General features: G+C 69.8%; 15 protein-coding genes and 5 pseudogenes. 9 read left to right on the forward strand and 11 right to left on the reverse strand.

All coding sequences use genetic code 11. The features are described 5' to 3' along the window. The first annotated feature begins 46 nt into the window (after positions 1-46). On the forward strand, positions 47-541 hold the full coding sequence (locus tag ACF08M_RS12005; protein ID WP_392185118.1) for a putative immunity protein: 495 nt from the start codon (positions 47-49) through the stop codon (positions 539-541). Positions 542-675: 134 nt separating this feature from the next. On the opposite strand, the pseudogene ACF08M_RS12010 reads toward ACF08M_RS12005, so the two are convergent. Further along, positions 676-934: pseudogene (locus tag ACF08M_RS12010) on the reverse strand (DNA helicase); the annotation flags it as partial. 388 nt (positions 935-1,322) lie between these two features. Here ACF08M_RS12010 and ACF08M_RS12015 point away from each other — a divergent pair. Beyond that, the gene (locus ACF08M_RS12015; RefSeq protein WP_392185119.1) at positions 1,323-1,778 is read left to right on the forward strand and encodes a hypothetical protein; all 456 of its coding nucleotides are present in this window, start codon (positions 1,323-1,325) and stop codon (positions 1,776-1,778) included. Next, positions 1,775-2,167: a hypothetical protein gene (locus ACF08M_RS12020; protein ID WP_392185120.1), complete on the forward strand. Its 393-nt coding sequence runs from the start codon at positions 1,775-1,777 to the stop codon at positions 2,165-2,167. Before ACF08M_RS12015 ends, ACF08M_RS12020 begins: the two co-directional genes overlap by 4 nt. 33 nt (positions 2,168-2,200) lie before the next feature. On the opposite strand, the gene ACF08M_RS12025 is transcribed toward ACF08M_RS12020, so the two are convergent. Further along, positions 2,201-2,947, reverse strand: coding sequence for a phosphotransferase family protein (locus ACF08M_RS12025; protein WP_392185121.1), 747 nt, complete (start codon positions 2,945-2,947; stop codon positions 2,201-2,203). Positions 2,948-3,158: 211 nt separating this feature from the next. On the opposite strand from ACF08M_RS12025, the pseudogene ACF08M_RS12030 reads away from it, so the two are divergent. Beyond that, positions 3,159-3,428: pseudogene (locus ACF08M_RS12030) on the forward strand (integrase); the annotation flags it as partial. Positions 3,429-3,486: 58 nt separating this feature from the next. On the opposite strand, the gene ACF08M_RS12035 reads toward ACF08M_RS12030, so the two are convergent. After that, positions 3,487-4,359, reverse strand: a complete 873-nt coding sequence (locus ACF08M_RS12035) for an aldo/keto reductase family oxidoreductase (RefSeq protein ID WP_392185122.1) — start codon at positions 4,357-4,359, stop codon at positions 3,487-3,489. A gap of 140 nt (positions 4,360-4,499) precedes the next feature. Between ACF08M_RS12035 and ACF08M_RS12040 the strand changes: the two genes are divergently transcribed. Continuing rightward, positions 4,500-4,937 carry a winged helix-turn-helix transcriptional regulator gene (locus ACF08M_RS12040; protein WP_392185298.1) on the forward strand — a complete coding sequence of 146 codons (438 nt, stop codon included), beginning with the start codon at positions 4,500-4,502 and terminating at the stop codon, positions 4,935-4,937. A 70-nt stretch (positions 4,938-5,007) separates the two neighbouring features. Here ACF08M_RS12040 and ACF08M_RS12045 read toward each other — a convergent pair whose 3' ends face one another. The 3 genes from ACF08M_RS12045 to ACF08M_RS12055 all read right to left on the reverse strand — a co-directional run bounded on the left by ACF08M_RS12045 (position 5,008) and on the right by ACF08M_RS12055 (position 7,364). Beyond that, a complete protein-coding gene (locus ACF08M_RS12045; protein WP_392185123.1) occupies positions 5,008-5,196 on the reverse strand; it encodes a hypothetical protein in 189 nt (62 codons plus the stop codon). A gap of 79 nt (positions 5,197-5,275) precedes the next feature. Beyond that, positions 5,276-5,704 carry a hypothetical protein gene (locus ACF08M_RS12050; RefSeq protein ID WP_392185124.1) on the reverse strand — a complete coding sequence of 143 codons (429 nt, stop codon included), beginning with the start codon at positions 5,702-5,704 and terminating at the stop codon, positions 5,276-5,278. 685 nt (positions 5,705-6,389) lie between these two features. Continuing rightward, positions 6,390-7,364, reverse strand: a complete 975-nt coding sequence (locus tag ACF08M_RS12055; protein WP_392185125.1) for an NAD(P)/FAD-dependent oxidoreductase — start codon at positions 7,362-7,364, stop codon at positions 6,390-6,392. 92 nt (positions 7,365-7,456) lie between these two features. Here ACF08M_RS12055 and ACF08M_RS12060 point away from each other — a divergent pair, with 92 nt between their 5' ends. Then, on the forward strand, positions 7,457-8,107 hold the full coding sequence (locus ACF08M_RS12060; RefSeq protein ID WP_392185126.1) for a helix-turn-helix domain-containing protein: 651 nt from the start codon (positions 7,457-7,459) through the stop codon (positions 8,105-8,107). Here the strand turns inward: ACF08M_RS12060 and ACF08M_RS12065 are convergent. Together ACF08M_RS12065 and ACF08M_RS12070 are read right to left on the reverse strand one after the other, a co-directional pair. Further along, the gene (locus tag ACF08M_RS12065; protein WP_392185127.1) at positions 8,060-9,937 is read right to left on the reverse strand and encodes a transketolase; all 1,878 of its coding nucleotides are present in this window, start codon (positions 9,935-9,937) and stop codon (positions 8,060-8,062) included. The genes ACF08M_RS12060 and ACF08M_RS12065 overlap by 48 nt on opposite strands. Positions 9,938-10,100: 163 nt before the next feature. Then, positions 10,101-10,871: a dienelactone hydrolase family protein gene (locus ACF08M_RS12070; RefSeq protein WP_392185128.1), complete on the reverse strand. Its 771-nt coding sequence runs from the start codon at positions 10,869-10,871 to the stop codon at positions 10,101-10,103. A 266-nt stretch (positions 10,872-11,137) separates the two neighbouring features. On the opposite strand from ACF08M_RS12070, the gene ACF08M_RS12075 reads away from it, so the two are divergent. After that, positions 11,138-11,536: a DUF6221 family protein gene (locus ACF08M_RS12075; RefSeq protein ID WP_392185129.1), complete on the forward strand. Its 399-nt coding sequence runs from the start codon at positions 11,138-11,140 to the stop codon at positions 11,534-11,536. Between the two features lie 32 nt (positions 11,537-11,568). Here the strand turns inward: ACF08M_RS12075 and ACF08M_RS12080 are convergent. Continuing rightward, positions 11,569-12,565: pseudogene (locus tag ACF08M_RS12080) on the reverse strand (RNA-guided endonuclease InsQ/TnpB family protein). On the opposite strand from ACF08M_RS12080, the pseudogene ACF08M_RS12085 reads away from it, so the two are divergent. After that, positions 12,551-12,625, forward strand: a pseudogene (locus ACF08M_RS12085) (transposase); the annotation flags it as partial. The pseudogenes ACF08M_RS12080 and ACF08M_RS12085 overlap by 15 nt on opposite strands. A 188-nt stretch (positions 12,626-12,813) precedes the next feature. On the opposite strand, the gene ACF08M_RS12090 reads toward ACF08M_RS12085, so the two are convergent. Next, positions 12,814-15,057, reverse strand: coding sequence for a serine/threonine-protein kinase (locus tag ACF08M_RS12090; RefSeq protein ID WP_392185130.1), 2,244 nt, complete (start codon positions 15,055-15,057; stop codon positions 12,814-12,816). 388 nt (positions 15,058-15,445) lie between these two features. Between ACF08M_RS12090 and ACF08M_RS12095 the strand changes: the two are divergent. Continuing rightward, positions 15,446-15,771, forward strand: a pseudogene (locus ACF08M_RS12095) (SAM-dependent methyltransferase); the annotation flags it as partial. Positions 15,772-15,807: 36 nt separating this feature from the next. On the opposite strand, the gene ACF08M_RS12100 reads toward ACF08M_RS12095, so the two are convergent. Further along, the gene (locus ACF08M_RS12100) at positions 15,808-17,292 is read right to left on the reverse strand and encodes a DEAD/DEAH box helicase (protein ID WP_392185131.1); all 1,485 of its coding nucleotides are present in this window, start codon (positions 17,290-17,292) and stop codon (positions 15,808-15,810) included. Positions 17,293-17,302: the final 10 nt, after the last annotated feature.

Consider the following 17,302-nt stretch of genomic DNA (forward strand, 5'->3'; position numbering starts at 1 on the left):
CTGGTGTGTGGGCTCCGGCGACCTCCGCCGTCGTAGGGTCGTGGTGGTGAAGAGCTACAGCAAGGAAGACCAGCGCAGGATGGCCACGTGGGCCGCAGCTTGCGCCGAACGCGTGCTCCCGCTCTTCGAGCGGGCACACCCGGAGGACGGACGCCCCCAAAAGGCCATCGAAGTCTGCCGTAAATGGGTTGAAACGGGCGTCTTCAGTATGGCGGACATTCGCGGAGCCTCCCTTGACGCCCATGCAGCGGCGCGGGCGGCGAAGGCGGACAGCGATGCGGCCTGCTTCGCCGCTCGTGCCGCAGGGCAGGCGGTAGCGACGGCGCACGTGCCGCAACATGCCTTCGGCGGTTCCTACTACGCACTCAAAGCTCTCGCGGCAGCAAATCACACGGGGGCCGAAGCTGCCGCGAGCACAGAACGCGAGTGGCAGGCACAGCAGCTCCCTGAAGACCTGAAGCAAGAGTTCCTTGAACGAGTGGTCATAGAAAAACGTCGAACCGGCATCTTCGTCACGGTCAGGAAGGACGAGAACTTCTAGTGCGATGGCCGCATGGGTTCCCCGGGGTTGGGTCAGGCCGCGGTCGTGGAGGTAGGAGACGCGGTTGAAGCGGACTTCCGGCTCCTCGTCGCTGCTGGAGCTGGCGTCAGGTCGGCGGATGTCCTGGCGCACGTGCCAGCGGCGATGAGTGCGAGGACCTCGGTCATCGCGGCGACGTTGGTCCGGCACAGGACCGCATCCGGGCGCCCGTGCACCGGATCCGATCGTGGTGCGAATGTCGGGTGTCCCGGTCAGCCGGATGGGAGCGTTGCTGAGGGTGAGCCAGCGGTTGGCCTCCATTGCGAGTGTGAGGCCGAAGCGGGAGGAGCGGGTGAGCGTGAGGTGATGGCCGGTGAACCGCGCCATCACATCCCGGGCGCCGCGCCAGCCGTAGGGGGAGCGGAGTTGCCTGGGCGGCAGAAGCATCGGCGCCCACGGGGTGAGAAGAGCACCGACTGCACACCACAGACTCTGCGAAGGCGATGTTGATGGCCGGGCCGCGAGTGCCTGCCTCGATCGGAGTGGAGTTCCGGTCCACGACCCATCCGGCTACTGCCTGTGGGAGCAGCCGGGGTGAACGGGCGAACGGTGCTGTGAGATCAAGCTGGTTCCGCCGCACCCTGGCATGGTTCATCGCCCGCCACCCCGGGGTCGCCGGGGCCCTGCAATACCGCCACCACAGGATCCAGATGTTCGAGGGCTATGCCGGCACCAGCGCGTCCGGCTTCTGCGCGGAGGTCGAAAGTGAGCAGGCCCTGGCCGCGGCCAGGGCCTCATCGGGATGGTCGGAGGACATGAACACCGCGACCTCGCCGGACCGGCTGCCGACGAAGCCGAACGGCGCCTTGACGAGTTCGGCGAGCGCTCCCAGTTCCAAGGCACCGTCGTTCTCGACGAGCGCCGACTAGAAAGGATCACGAAGCGGCATGATCCGGCGGTCTATCCGGGCGACTACATCACCTGCATCCACGATTCGGCCAAGGCCCTCTGCGAGAAGGCCAAGCGCGGCCGGGCCGAGGACATGCCCGAGCACGGCGGATGCCAGCCGCTGGCCTGCCGCAACGTCGCCCTCACACCCGGCAACACAGCGGCCTGGCACCGTGAACTCGACCGGATCGAGCGCCGGCTCGACGCCCGCCCGCCTCTGCCGCCGCTGCTGGCCGACCGCCTGCGGAAACGGCAAGAGGAGATCACTGAGTTCCTCCGGGACAACGGCCAGTTGGAGGCCTCAGCATGAACACCGTCCCCGAGGCCCTGATCCGCAAGAAGCTCCAGGAGATGCTCACCGCCTGCGAGCAGCACAACCGTCGCCCAAGCGTCCTCGCCCTCGCGCAGAAGGTTGGCATGAGCAACACGACCCTCCGCCGCAACTACCCCGACATCGCACGCGAGATCGGGCTCCGCCGCTCGGAACCGACGAAGCCGACCCCCGGCACCCGCAGCGAGCACGACCGGCTCACCGCCAGGAACGCAAAGCTCCGCCGCCGCAACCGAGAGTTGAAAGATCAGCTTAAGCTTGCCGCCGCACAGATTCAGTTCCTTGCCCTCCGCGCTGCCCAGGCAGAGGAGGCGCTGGAAGCACAGGCGAAAGTCACGCACATCAGCAGCCATCGCTACCGCGGTTGACAGACAAAACCCGGCAGATTGGCCCGCGCAGCCTCACATCCGGGATCTCAGCACGTCGACCTCACAGCCCGGCGCGAACGGGTCGAAGCCGTGCTCCATCAGCCAGCGAATTGCCAGCAGGCTTCGCAACGACCACCACGCGTGGATCACGTCGAGGTCGATGTCGGTGCCATAGCCGGCGATGACGTCGTCGAGGTGCTCCTCGTGTCCGAGAGTGAAGGTGGCGAGGTCGGACAGGGCATCCCCCTGGCCCGCCTCGGACCAGTCGATGATGCCCGTGACCTCATCGCCGTCGACGAAGACGTGCGCGATCTGCAGGTCGCCGTGTGTGAACGCCGGAGTCCACGGCCGGAGCGCGGCCTCGGCGACCTGGCGGTTGCGGGTGACCAGGTCAGCGGGCAGGACACCGTTCGTCACGAGCAATGCGCACTCGTCGTCGAGTTCCGCCGCCAGCGCGACGATGCTCCGCCCGGCCCCGCCGGGCCGGGGCGGCAGCGGCGCTTCGTGCAGCTTCCGGATGGCGGCGCCCGCCGCGGCCCACGCCGCCGGCGAACCGGTCGACGGCCCGCCGAGGCGCCCAAGCGTCGTCCCCGGGAGCGCGGCGATCGCAAGCACGGGCGGCTTGCACCACAGGACCTCCGGGGTCGGGACCGGCGCGAGGGACATCGCCTCGACCTCGACGTCGATGCGCGCCTGATCGGCGTCCACCTTCAAGAACACGTCGCCGACGCGCAGAGTCGCGCGCTCGGAATGGGCGACGACGACTTTGACCTCATCCATGGGCGACCAGTATCCCGGGGATGATCGCCGACGTCGCCAGGTTTATCGCGTGCGACTACGCGGCTGACCGCGTCGCTATCCGGCGGCCTCATGCACGGCACCGACCCCTGACCAGGTCCCACCACTTTTGTTGGGAGTCCAAGAGTCACCAGGCGCCAAGGACAGCTGCACCAAGAACGGTCAACGGTCAGTCCAGAACCCCGTTCACAACCTGGCCTGGCACTTCGCCCGCCGTCCCGGCGGACTGATCGCGCTCGCCATTCAGTACGGGCACATGCGCACCGTCCTGGACGCCCGCACCTCCAGCGGCTACGCGACCCGCAGCCGCCGCGGCGTCCACAGCGTCCTGGACATCGAGACCGCGCTGGCCGCCACCAACACCGCCGCCCGCCTGCGCGACCGTGTCGCCGCGGCCCGGATTCCGGAGCCGACCACAACCGCGAGCAAGGCGGCCGTTCCCACAGCCTCGGCAGCCGACCGCCGACCCACTTGAGCGGTGGCTACGATCGTGGCTTGTGAGCCGGTCAGCTCTGGGGCATTCAGCGGCCGATGTCGTCCAGCTCGGTCAAGTCCTCATGAGAGAGGGAGAGTCCCGCGCCGGCGATGTTCTCGCGCAGGTGCGCCGTCGATGACGTGCCGGGGATGAGCAGGACGTTCGGTGATCGCTGCAGCAGCCAGGCCAGTGCGACAGACATCGGGGTCGTCCCCAATCGAGCGGCGACCGCCGAGAGCGCCGAGGACTGGAGCGGGGTGAAGCCTCCGAGGGGGAAGAAGGGCACATAGGCGACGCCGTCGTCGGCGAGCCGGTCGATGAGCTCGTCGTCCTGGCGGTGGGCGAGGTTGTACATGTTCTGCACGGACACGATCGGTGCGATGCCCTGTGCCTCGGTGACCTGCTCCTCGGTGGCGTTACTGACCCCGAGGTGGCGGATCAGACCCTGCTGCTGGAGTTCGACGAGCGTCTCGAACGCCACGGCGAGCGAGCCGGGCTGGGGGCCTTCGGCGTTGCCGAGCCGGAGGTTGACCAGGTCGAGTACGTCGAGCCCAAGGGACTCGAGATTCTCGTGGACCTGGCGGCGCAGGTCTTCGGGCCGCCGGGCCGTGGGCCAGCCGCCCTGTGCGTCGCGGGTCGCGCCCACCTTGGTCACGATGTGCAGCGACTCGGGGTAGGGGTGCAGTGCCTCGCGGATCAACTCGTTGGTGACGCGCGGCCCGTAGGCGTCGCTGGTGTCGATGTGGGTGACACCGAGGCCGACCGCCTCACGCAGAACGGCCACGGCACCCTCGCGATCGGCCGGCGGCCCCATCACCCACGGGCCGGCCAGTTGCATGGCGCCGTAGCCGAACCGGGTGACGGTCAGGTCACCCAGAGTCCAGGTGCCGCCGGGAAGAGAGAGGGAGGGTGCGCTCATCGTGTTGCCTTTCGTCGTGCACTTGGGGGTGGCGCCTGCTGCCTGCCTGCATCAGCATTGGAGAGAAACTTCCTGTCGGGAAGTAGGCACTTTGGAGTGCGTAACCCAACCATCGATGAGAGGTGCGATCAGTGGCGACGATGAAGGCGGCCCAGAAGAGGGCTCAGGCCAAGGTGGAGTACAATGCCTTCCTCGCAGAATGCCCCAGCCGACAGCTACTCGACCGAATCTCGGACAAGTGGGTCGTCCTGATCCTGTGTGCGCTGAGCGGCGACCACAACCCTGGACCCCCTGGTGCAGCACACGCAGGCACTCCGAAGGCGATGCGTTACTCCGAGATCTCTCGTCTTCTGGCCGGGGTGAGCCAGAAGATGCTGACCCAGACGCTACGGTCGCTGGAACACGATGGTCTGCTCATCCGCACCGTGACGCCAACTGTCCCCGTCACCGTCTCCTACGAGCTGACCGATCTCGGCCTCTCGCTCCACCACATGACGCGCGGGCTCAGAAACTGGGCGCAGACACACATGGCCGAGGTCCTCGCAAACCGCGAGAACAACGACGCCCGCACCTCCTGATCGAACCGTCCAATCCCTCTATTTGCGGAGCTACACCCTCAGGACCCACAGGACTGAATTCCCTCGGCGGTCATCGCACCGAACCTGAACAGACTGACTTGACAGGGAATTCCTCGAGCGTGGCCGCCCACTCCCGCTCGAAGGCCGGCACCCAGGTGTCGGCGCGCTGGTCGGCGCGCAGCGGGGCGAGGAGTTCGGTCGGCGCCCCGGGCGTGGGGGCGTACGGCGTGACGGGGGCGTGGTCGGGCTGCGCGCTCATCGGCTGTTCCTCCCGGCGGGTCGTACAGCCACGGTACGCGCGCCGGGTGGCCGTGGATGCGGGCAATGGTGATCCCCTTCTACCAGGTGCTCTGCAGGGCGATGTGGCCGAAACCGAACTGCGGTCGGCAGGTGGCGTAGCGGAAGCCCTCCAAAATGGCGCCGAGGGCGGTGTCCATCGCGGATCGGACCACCTCGTAGCGGACAACGGCCTCGTCGTCGGTGCGGTCGGCTTCGACCATGTCGAGCGCCGCGCGGTCGAGCCGGGCGTGGGGCAGCCAGTCAACACCGACCTGGCCGTCGTCGTCGATGCAGACCACGACGCCGCCCTGGTCCTCGTCGGTGAGCGGCTGAGGCGGTGTCACGTGCAGGCCGGCGGTGGCCAGGTCGAGCCGCACCTGTTCGAGGAGCAGTTCGGCGGCGACCGGGGCGAGCCCGTCGGCCAGGCGCAGGAGGGTAGCCGCTTCCTCCTCCTGGCGCTGGTAGCCGTTGGCGGCCTGACGGTTCACCGCCCGCTCGGCTTCCTTCTTCGGGTCCGGGAACGGGTGAGCCGAAGCTCAGGAGTTGTCACCAGCGGGACCGGCTGAGCTGGTGAATGGGAACGGTCGAAGCAGTCTGGTTGTCACAAGCGAGGCATCCGACTGGCCACAGGCGCTCATTCGGCAGTCTTTCTGTCACCAGAAACGAAGATCGTGAGGCTGGGGTTCTCTGCGGCGATTTCATGAGGTCATGGCCGCTACACGTGCTGGGTCGGGAAGTGCAGTCGAAGCCGCTGGTCGCTTCAGTGCAGCTGGGAGGACCTTTTCGTGTCGACGGACATCGATGCGGACAGGTCCGGCCTGGATCTGTCGGCAGCACGCACGACCAGAACGTCACGCCGTTAGAGCTGCCCCGCTGGGACCAGGCCGGATCAGGCAGCACGGCCGGCCGACGAGCTCCTCGGACCTGGCCCTGTGCCGCGCAACGGGTGCCGCCGCGATCTCCTCACGGCCGTACATGATGCCGGGCAAGGAGGCGATCTCGCGGCCCGGCCGTCGACGTTCTCGTCGGGGTTCCGGCAGACCACGGTCATCGTGGCCTCGTACTCGACCGCCAGGGCCCGTTCCGTGCGTCGCACGCGCGACGCTCCGAACGGGCCCGGACGTGTGCCGCGGAGGCCGGCCGGAACGGGCCGAAGGTGGCGGCGTGGCGGCCTCAAGCACCTCCCGTGGCGGCGCGGCGCCGCTCCACGGCGCGGTCGACCTCCTCGTCCAGCAGGTCGGCGTTGAGGGCGAAGGCCGCGGCCGACCCCATGCCGGCGGCGGTGACGACCTGGGCGCGCGGGTCGATGACGTTGCCGGCCGCCCAGACACCGAAGACGCTGGTACGGCCGGTGCGGTCGGTGGCGACCCAGCCGTTGTCGTCCTTGTCGCAGCCCAGATGGGTCAGCAGCGCGTCGTTGGGGACCGCGCGCGGGAAGAGGAAGGCGGCGGCGCGCGGGACGGACCGGCCGTCGGTGAGCCCGATGCCGCGCAGTCGGCCGCCCTCGACGACGAGGCGCTCGATCTCCCCCTCGACGATGCGCAGGCCGCGGGCCGCCAGCCGTTCCTCGTCGTCCGCCGCCAGATCCAGGGTGTGCCGGAAGAAGAGGACGTCGTCGCTCCACTGGCGCAGGAGCAGGGCCTGGTGCACCGCCCCCGGGTGGGTGCCGAGCACGGCGAGGGGCTGGTCCCGGACTTCGTAGGCGTGGCAGTACGGGCAGTGCAGAAGATCCTGGCCCCACCGTTCGCGCACTCCGGGGATGCCGGGCAGCTCGTCGCGCAGCCCGGTCGCGACCAGGACGCGGCGCGCCCTCAGCACCGGCCCGCCCTCCATGCGGACGTGGTAGCCGTGGTCGATCTGTTCCACCCTGCCCCGGATGAGCCGCACGTCGTACCGGGCGATCTCGGCGCGGCCGAGTTCGAGCAGGGTCGCCGGGGGCAGGCCGTCCCGGGACAGGAAGCCGTGCATGTGCGGGGCGGGCGCGTTGCGCGGCTCGCCGGCGTCGATCACCGCGACCTTGCGGCGGGCCCGCCCCAGGAGCAGGGCCGCGTTCAGACCGGCCGCGCCGGCGCCGATCACCACCACGTCGTGGACTTCGTCGCCGACGCGCTGTGCGTTGTTGTTCTGTTCGTCCGTCGCCTTGATCATGACGATCACCTCCGGGCCCGATGCTGCGTGCCCTGTTGGCGAATCGACAACTCTCGTTGCCATTTTCGGGAAATCGGAGGTGGAATGGGGGCATGGACGAACACTCCCCGATCACCGCCACGCTGGCCCGGGTCGGCCCCCGTCTCAAGCACATCCGCACCCGGCGTGGTGTGACGCTGTCGGCGCTGGCCGAGGCCACGGGCATTTCCAAGAGCACATTGTCGAGACTGGAGTCCGGACAGCGCCGCCCGAGTCTGGAGCTTCTGCTGCCCCTCGCGCAGGCCCACCAGGTGCCGCTGGACGAACTGGTGGGGGCACCGGAGGTGGGCGACCCGCGGATCCGGTCCACGCCCCGCGTCCGCAACGGACGCACGGTGATCCCCCTGACCTCCCATCCGGGGCCTCTGCAAGCCTGGAAGTCGGTCATCCCGGCCGAGCAGAGCCGGCCCGAGCCATGCACCCACGAGGGCTACGAGTGGTTGTACGTCCTGTCCGGGCGTCTGCGGCTCGTCGTGGCCGACCACGACCTGGTCATGGGCCCGGGCGAGGCCGCCGAGTTCGACACCCGCCTGCCGCACTGGTTCGGTCCCGCGGGCGACTCCGCCGTGGAGATCCTCAGTCTCTTCGGCCGCCAGGGGGAACGCATGCACGTGCGCGCCGGGCCCCGCTCCCGCCGACGCGCGGGGCAGCAGAGCTCAGCGGCCGGCGAGGTCCTGGGCGGTCCGGACGATGTGGGTGCGTGAGATGCCCGCGGCGTCGAGGAGTTCGGAGGTCGTTCCGGAGCCCGGCAGATTGCGTACGGCGAGGTGGGCGACCGCGGGGGCGAGCCGCTGTGCGGCGAGTGCGGACAGCACGGCCTCACCGATGCCGCCCTCGGGGTGGTGGTCCTCGACGAGGACCAGAGCGCCCGTCTCCCGGGCGGCGCGGGCGAGCGTGTCGAAGTCGAGGGGCTTGACGGAGTACAGGTCGATCACCCGGACGGGGACGCCGTCGGCGGCCAGCTGGTCGGCGGCCGCGAGGCATTCGTGGACGGTGACACCGGCGCCGATGAGAGTGACCCGGTCGTCGTCGCTCGCGCGCAGGGTCTTGGACCCGCCGACGGGAAACGTCTCGTCGGGTCCGTAGAGGACGGGGTAGGAGCCCCGGGTGGTGCGCAGATAGGAAATGCCGTCCAGGTAGGCCATGGCGGCGGTCAGGGCGGCGGTGGATGTGGCGTCACTGGGGTAGAGCACGGTCGACCCGTGGACGGCACGCATCATGGCGAGGTCTTCCAGGCCCATCTGGGAGGGGCCGTCCGCACCGATCTCCACACCGCAGTGAGTCCCGCACAGGCTCATGGAGATCTGGGAGACGGCCGCCATGCGGATGAAGTCATGGGCTCGGGTGAGGAAGGCCGCGAAAGTGGTGGCGTAGGGGCGGTAGCCGCGTACGGCCATACCGACGGCCGCGGCGATCATCTGCTGCTCGGCGATGTAGGTCTGGAAGTACCGCTCGGGGTGCGCCTTGCCGAAGTCCTCCGCATGGGTGGAGTTGCCCACCTCGGCGTCCAGGGCCACGATGTCGGGCCTGGCGCCGATCGCGGCGAGCGCCTTGCCGAAGGCGACGCGAGTGGCGACGGATTCCCCCGTACGGAATCGCTCCAGCGTCACCTGCACAGGAGCGGCCGGTGCGGAGGCAGGGGCGGGCGGCGGGCGAAGGCCGTGAACGGTGAGGTGACGTACGCCGCCCAGTTCGGTGATGGCGCGTGCGGCGAGGTCGTCGGGCAGCGCCTTGCCGTGCCAGCCCTCGGCGTCGGCGACCTCGGACACACCCTGGCCCTTGACGGTCCTGGCGACGACGACGGTGGGGGCCTGGCCATCGCCCGCGACGGCCAGGGCCTGCTCGATGTCCGCGAGGTCGTGGCCGTCGACGACGAGGGCGCGGCAGCCGAAGGCCTCGGCTCGGCGGGCGTAGGCGCCGGTGTCCCAGCCCAGCTCCGTAGGGCCCCTCTGGCCGAGACGGTTCACGTCGATGATCGCGACGAAATTGGCCAAGCGGTGCCGGCCCGCCTTGTCCAGGGCTTCCCACACCGACCCTTCGGTCATTTCGCTGTCCCCGCACAGCACCCACACGCGGTACGGCCGGTGTTCCAGGTCCCGTCCGGCGAGCGCGATACCGACGCCGTACGCGATGCCCTGGCCCAGCGAACCCGTGGCCGCGTCCACCCAGGGCAGGACCGGGGTCGGGTGGCCCTGCAGCCGAGCGCCGTTGCGGCGATAGGTGGTCATCAGTTCCTCTTCGCCGATCGCGCCGGCGGCGAGGAACATCGCGTACAGCAGGGGGGATGCGTGGCCCTTGGAGAAGATCAGGTGATCGTTCTCCGGGTTCTTCGGGTTCTGCCAGTCGTAGCGCAGGTGGCGCGTCATGAGGACAGCCATCAGATCCGCCGCGGACAGACTGGAGGTGGGGTGGCCCGAACCGACGGCGGTGCTGGCGCGGACGGAGTCCACGCGCAGCTGCTGAGCCAGCTGGAAGACCTGGTCGAGACCGCTGTCGGGCCCGAGTGGGACGGTGCGGGTGTTCTGGGCCGTCATCGCGGCCTCCTCTCTCGTCCTGCCTTCCGGTCCGGGCCTTCGGCTCTCGTCCTGCCTTCCGGTCCGGGCCTTCGGCGGCCGTGGGCTCGCGGGCCGCGCGCAGGGCGGCGCGCGGCGTACGTGCCCCCTGCCGACCGTATGTCCATGGCGCGGGGGCCGCGATTCAGGCGCGTGCCGGTCCGATGGTGCGGTCCAGGAGCGAGGTCAGTGCCACCCAGTGGCGATCGTCCGCCGTGCTGTCGTACGCGGCAGTGTCGGCCTGGGTGAAACCGTGCCGCGCACCGGTATAGACCTCACTGTGGTGGCGCACGCCCGATGCGGTGAGGGCCTCGTCGAGGCGGTCGATCTGCTCGGGAGGCAGCGAGGGGTCCTGGTCGGCGTGGCCGAAGTACAGCTCCGCGGAGATCCGGTCGGCGAGCAGGTGCGGGCTGTCGGCGGAATCGGTGGCCAGGCGCGCACCATGGAAGCCGGCCGCTGCCGCGATCCGCTCCGGGTACGTGCCCGCGGTGCGCAGGGCGAGGCCGGCACCCATGCAGTAGCCGGTGACACCGACCGGCCCGTCGGCGGCCAGGGGGCAGCCGGCGAGCCAGGCCAGGTAGGCATCGGCGTCGCGCATCGCCGGATCGGGTGTCAGTGACTGCAGGATCGGGCCGAGTCGCTCGAAGATGCCGGGGCGTCGGGCCGGGTCGATGAAGTCGGGCAGCTCGACCACCGGCGCTCGCCCGTGGCGGTAGAAGACGTTGGGGAGCAGGACGGTGTAGCCGGCTCCGGCGAGGCGGTCGGCCATCTTCCTCAGATGGGGACGGAGTCCGAACGCGTCCATGTAGAACAGGACCGGGGGGTGAGGGCTTCCGTCGTCGGGATGGGCCAGATAGGCGTCGGCAACGCCGTCCTGAGTGGGAATGTCCACGGATGTTCCTCGTACGGAGGGCATGAGCGGCTCTCTTTTCTTGTCTGACGCTCCTGCGTACCGGAGGCAGGAGGGGTGGCGCCGGCGATCAGTGATCGTAGACCGTCGGCAACGCCCTGACCGGCGCGTCCGGCCGCGGCGGGACTCGCCGTTGCGAACGATATGCCGGTCTTCCGACTCGGTATCGTCGTCCGGCAGCCCCGGTGAACGAGGCGGACGGACAGCAGCCGAACGGACAGCAAGTGCAGGTCCCGGCAGGAAGCCAAGACGGAGAAGGACTCCAACCCCAGATGACAGACAACTCCGACATGATCGATTTTGTCCGGGCGCGCCTCGCCGAGGAAGAACAGATCGCGCAGGCGGCGGGCGGAGAGAATTGGCGGCGCCCGACCGACGTGCCCGGTGAAGTCCACGACCGGTCCGGCGGCATCGCGTTCACCCTGCGAAATCACGGCTTCGACGAGCACATCGCCCTGCAGGACCCTGCACGCACCTGTCGCCGCATCGAGACGAGCAGGGTTCTTCTCAATGAGTACGCGGAGGTCGCCGACCGGGACACCGACCGCCCGGAGCACGACTTCTCGTCCGGTCGCGCCGTCGGACTGGGTTTCGCCGTCCGCCAGATGGCCGCAGAACACGCCGGCCACCCCGACTACCGGGCCAAGTGGCTGCCCCGGTTCATCCATTGACATCCTCTCCCCCTGGAGGGGGAGATTCCCGCCTACCGCGCCGTTGAAGGCTGCGGTGTCGAGTGGGTTCCTGCTTCGCTGCGCGGTGCCGGGACGAGTCCCGGTCTTACCTGCGCTCCACAGGCTGACACGGCCAGTCCGGCCGCCTTGGCGACGTTGACCGCCGCGTTGATGTCCCGGTCCAAGACCGCCCCGCACGCCCCGCACGTCCATTCCCGGACGTGCAGGGGCCTCGGGCCGTCCTTGACGCCGCACTGCGAGCACACCTGGGAGGTCGGCTCGAAGCGGCCGATCTTCACGAAGGTACGCCCGTACCGGGCGGCCTTGTACTCCAGCATGCTCACGAACGCCGACCATCCGGCATCGTGCACGGACTTGGCCAGGCGCGTGCGGGCGAGTCCCTTCACCGCCAGGTCCTCCACGGCAACCGCTTGGTTCTCGCGGACCAGCCTGGTGGAGAGCTGGTGGTGGAACTCGCGGCGCGCGTCCGTGACACGGGCGTGCGCCCGTGCGACGCGGAGCCTGGCCTTGTCCCGGCTGCGGGAGCCCTTCCTCCTTGCGGGAGAGCGCCCGCTGCGCCTTCTTCAGCCGCTTCTCGGCCCGGCGCAGGAAGCGCGGGCTGTCGATCTTCCGGCCGTCGGACAGGACGGCGAAGTGGCCGAGGCCGAAGTCGATCCCGATCCCGGGCGTCGTCTCCGACAGCAGTTCCTCGGGGCCGGTCTCCACAACAAAGCTCGCGAAATACCGGCCCGCCGAGTCCTTGACCACCGTCACCGTGGACGGGGTGGAGGGCAGCGTGCGCGACCACTTCACCTTCAGGTCGCCGATCTTCGGCAGGCGCAGCTTCTGTCCCGGGGTGATGGACCAGCGGGCGTTCGCGGTGAACCGGACGGCCTGCCGGGTGTCCTTCCGCGACTTGTACCGGGGCGCGCCCATACGGGGCCGCTTGCCCTTGAGGCCGTCGAAGAAGTTCCGGTAGGCGGTGTCCAGGTCCCTCAAGGGCTGCTGCAGCACGACCGCCACGTCCACTTGCTCGTGAACTTCCCGCCGAAGGTCGCCGTGTCCAGGCTGGTGAACTCCCTCAAGGGCGCCGACTTCCCCGAGCAGGTCACCTGCTCCGTGTTCTGGTTGTCCGGGACGAGCCTCGGCACCGACCTCATCCAGGTGGGTCTGTACAAGGCGGAAGGGCACCTCGTCGCCGGCTGCGCAGGCGACCGAATGCGCCGATGAGGTGTCCGCACGGCACGGAAAGCGGCCGGTGTCCGACGCTGCCCCGGTCAGCCCGATTTCGGCGGATTCTGCGCGTCGAAGGCGAAGAGAGTGTTCTTGGCCGCGGCCACGACCACCGCACGCCCCGCAACGGTCACGCGCGGGCTTGCGCCCTGTTCGCCCGTCAAACCATCGGCCTGCGGGTCTGTTGTCCACAGGGGCTTGCCATCGTGCGGCGACAGCGCGACCACCCGGCCGGTGGCCGAGCTGAAATACAGCGCGCCGGCTCCGGCAACGGGACCCGACGCACCCTCCACGCTTGTCTGCCGCGACCACTTCTTCCGGCCGGTCGCGGGGTCGAGCGCTGTGACGAGACCGGTCTGCCCGCTCACGTAGACGGTGCCGTCCGCCATGCCGGGCGTCCCCGCGTATGTCTTGGCCAGCCGGGAGTACGTGACCTTCCGCGAGGCCGGGTCGACCCGCGCCACCCCGTCGTAGCCGGCCAGCGCCGCTCCCTCCATGTGCACCTGAAGGAGTACGAGCCTGCCGTTGGCGACGCCCATCGGCACGGCGGGGCCGTTGACCGCGATGGGCCTGCCCAGTGTCCCAGAGGCACGGTCGACCGTGTACAGGGTGGGGTGGCGCACCTCCAGGGCATCCACCTCCGCATCCGTCGCGCACATCGCGAGGAGCTTTGGGCCCACCGGGACGGGGGCGCACTGCGTACCCGCGGGGAACGACGCCGTCCAGATGACCTCACCGCTGTGCGCGTCCCGGGCCTCGAAGCGGGAGTTGGAGGCATCGACCGTCACGACACCGGAGCCGACCACAAGGGCGTCCTGAGTCCGCCCCGTGACGGCCTTCGACTGGGCGCCGGACGGCACGGACCACAGCTCCCGGCCGCTGTTCGCGTCGATGGCCACCACCTCGCTGGGAGGGTCCTGCGGGGCGTCCTGGGCGGCGAAGCGGTAGCCGAGCACGGTGTCGTCGGTGGCGCCCACCAGGTGCATGCCCTGGACGGGGACGCCCGGGCTCTTCGCCGTCCACACCCGCGAGCCGTCCAGGGCCCTGATACGGGTCGCGACAACACCGCCGCCCCCGCAGAACAGCGCGTCGCGGCGCGCGACGCAACGCAGCTCGTCGGGGATGTCCTCGCGACCGCCCTGCACGGTCTTGCGCCACGGCTCGAAGCCGTCCGGAGGTGCGACATCCGGCGGCGCAACGCTGTTGCCCTTGTCGCCGCCGCTGTTCCCCCCGAAGCCGCCCGCCGTCAGCGCGGCGACTCCCCCGCCGATCGCTGCCACCGCGACCGCCGCCGCGAGCACGGGACGCCATCGGCGACGCAGGCGGCTGCCGATGGGGGTGCCAGTGCTCCCTGTATCGGGACCGGCCGGGGCGGTGGTCGGGGCAGTCGGCGCCGGGGTGGCCTGCGCCGCGAAGTGATGCTGGGTGATCACGTCGCGGGTGCAGCCCGCGCCGACCCCGTTCACGTCGGTCCCGCCGAGGTCGGCCGGCAGGTCCCGCAGCAGCACGAGCAGTTCGTCCGCCGAGGGGCGTGCCTCGGGCTCCTTGTCCAGGCACGACTCGACGACCACACGCAAAGCCGCCGGTACGGCACCCAGCGACGGCTCCTCGTGCACCACCTGGTACGCCGTCATGTATGGGCTGTCCGCGTCGAAGGGCCCGTGGCCCGTCGCCGAGTACACCAGCAGCGTCCCCAGCGAGAAGACATCGGACCGCGGACCCACGCCACGCGGCGCCCGCAATTGCTCCGGCGACATGAAGGGCGGCGTACCGATGACCCGCCCTGTCATCGTCAGCGTCTGCTGGTCCACGGCGCGCGAAATGCCGAAGTCGATGACGCGTGGGCCCTCGGGCGAGAGCACGACGTTCGAGGGCTTCAGGTCACGGTGGACGACCCCCACCCGGTGGATGTCGCGCAGCGCCTCCGCCAGCCCGATGGCGAGCCTCCTCAGCTCCGCTCCGTTCAGCGGGCCCTCCGTGGCGATGCGCTGGGCGAGCGTGTGTCCCTCGATATAGGTCGTCGCCATCCACGGCTGCTCGGCCTCAGGGGCAGCGTCGACCACGGCGGCGGTGAACGCGCCGCTCACCCGCCTCGCCGCCGCCACCTCCTGCCGGAAACGGATGCGGAACTCGTCGTCCCCCGCGAACTGCTGGTGGATCAGTTTGATCGCGACAGGTCGCCCCGAGCTCGTACGGGCCAGAAAGACTGTGCCCATGCCACCCGAGCCGAGCCGCGCCTCAAGCGGGTAGCCGCCGATCTCGGCTGGATCACCTCCGCGCAGCGACACTCTTCCCGACCTCCCGTCCCCCGTGCACCTCTGTCGCCACGGGCCTGCGTACCTGTCCTGCACACAAACTAGCCGCAGGGCAGTACGGGAGAGCAAAGCGGGGGACGAGCAGGGAGTCCAGGGCTGCTCCTGTGCCGCACACGTCGAAGCCCCGCCAAGAGCGGCTGGTTCTACTGACGACCGCATAAGCCATCAGGTGTTGCGAGGACTCCGAGAATCCGCCGAGCATGGCGGGGCTTCGACGTGTCGTGGGACAGCGCACGGTGCGGCCCGTCGCCACACGCAGAACCCCGTCGGCACAAGCCGACGGGGTTCGTGACCTCTCACATGCGTATCACCATAGGACGCCCCCGGGCCAACCGGTTTCCGCCGGCACCGGGCCGGTGCCGCGGCCATCCCCTCTCAGGATGACCACGAGGACACGCTCCCGGTCACCATCGGGGAGATGGCCACGTCTGCCGTCCCCGGCCAGTTCGCCCTGGTCCATCTCGTCTGCACCACCATCAGGTTCTCGTCTCGCACCACCTCACCCCTGGCGGCGACGGCCGCTACCGCCGCGGCAGCTCCCGGCACCGGTACGCGTGGCCGGCGGAGCTCGACCTGATGGCACGGATCGCGGGGCTCGAACTGGAACGGCGCGTCGCGGACCGGGACGGGGCGCCGTTCACCCAGGACTCCGCGAAGCACATCTCCGTGTGGTGCAAGCCGGCTTGAGTCACGCGCACAGCGTACGAGGGCACCGTTGCCGAGCTATGCGCCACGACGGACCCGGGCAGCCTTGCGGGCCTCGGCAATCTGGCGGGCCTCAGCGGACCGGCGAGACTCGCCACCGCCGCCGGCCCGCCCCGGGCGGGTGCCCAGACCGCGGAAGGGGGCGCCGCCGCGCTTCGTGCGCTCCGCGACCGGCCCGCTGCCACCGACGGGGACACCGGAGGGAACCTGGGCGCCGGTGATGCGGCTCAGCTCGGCCTCGCCGGAGCGGACCTGCGTGATCTGCGGCCTGACGCCCGCGTCGGACATGAGACGGGCCATGTCCCGGCGCTGGCCGGGGAGGACCAGCGTGACGACACGGCCGGACGCGCCGGCGCGGGCTGTACGGCCACCGCGGTGCAGGTAGTCCTTGTGGTCGCCGGGCGGGTCGACGTTGACGACGAGATCGAGGTCGTCGATGTGGATGCCCCGAGCCGCGACGTTGGTGGCCACGAGCGCCGTGACGTCGCCGGTCTTGAACTGTGCCAGGGTGCGGGTGCGCTGGGGCTGCGACTTGCCGCCGTGCAGCGCCGCGGCCTTCACGCCGCTGCTCAGCAGGTGCCTGGTGAACTGGTCGACAGCATGCTTGGTGTCCAGGAACATGATCACGCGCCCGTCGCGGGCAGCGATCTCGGTGGCGGTGGCGTACTTGTCGGCGCCATGCACCTGCAGCACGTGATGCTCCATCGTGGTGACCGCACCCGCCGACGGGTCGACCGAATGGACGACCGGGTCATGGAGGTAACGACGGACAAGAAGGTCGATGTTGCGGTCCAGCGTGGCCGAGAACAGCATGCGCTGGCCATCGGGACGTACCTGGTCCAGCAATTCGGTGACCTGCGGCATGAAGCCCATGTCCGCCATCTGATCGGCCTCGTCCAGGACGGTGATGTTCACCCGGTCCAGGCGGCAGCCCTTGCGCTCGATGAGATCCGCGAGGCGGCCAGGAGTCGCAACGACCACCTCGGCCCCGGCACGCAGTGCGCCGGCCTGCCTGCCGATCGACATGCCGCCGACCACAGTGGCCAGCCGCAGCTTCAGCAACCGGGCGTACGGGGCGAGCACATCGGTGACCTGCTGGGCCAGCTCGCGCGTGGGGACGAGGATCAGGGCCAGTGGCTTCCGCGACTCGGCACACTGCCCGGCCGTGCGCACAAGGAGCGCCAGACCGAAGGCGAGCGTCTTGCCCGATCCGGTGCGCCCGCGGCCCAGGACGTCACGCCCTGCGAGGGAGTTCGGCAACGTGGCGGCCTGGATCGGGAACGGCTTGTTCAGGCCGAGGCTGGTGAGCATCTTCAGCAACTCGACTGGCATGTCCAGTTCGCCGAAGGTCGCCACCGCAGGGAGGGCCGGGGTGACGGTGACCGGCAGCGCGAACTCCCCCTGTGGTGCGGAGGAGCGGCGCCCGGTACCGCCTGGACTGGCGCCAGGGCGCCTCTGGTCCTGTGGGTGGAAACGGTCGTTCGTACGAGCTGAACGGCTCACGGAGAACCTT

Origin of the sequence: Streptomyces sp. NPDC015032, from assembly GCF_043080425.1 — a bacterium.
Classification (GTDB): Bacteria; Actinomycetota; Actinomycetes; order Streptomycetales; family Streptomycetaceae; genus Streptomyces.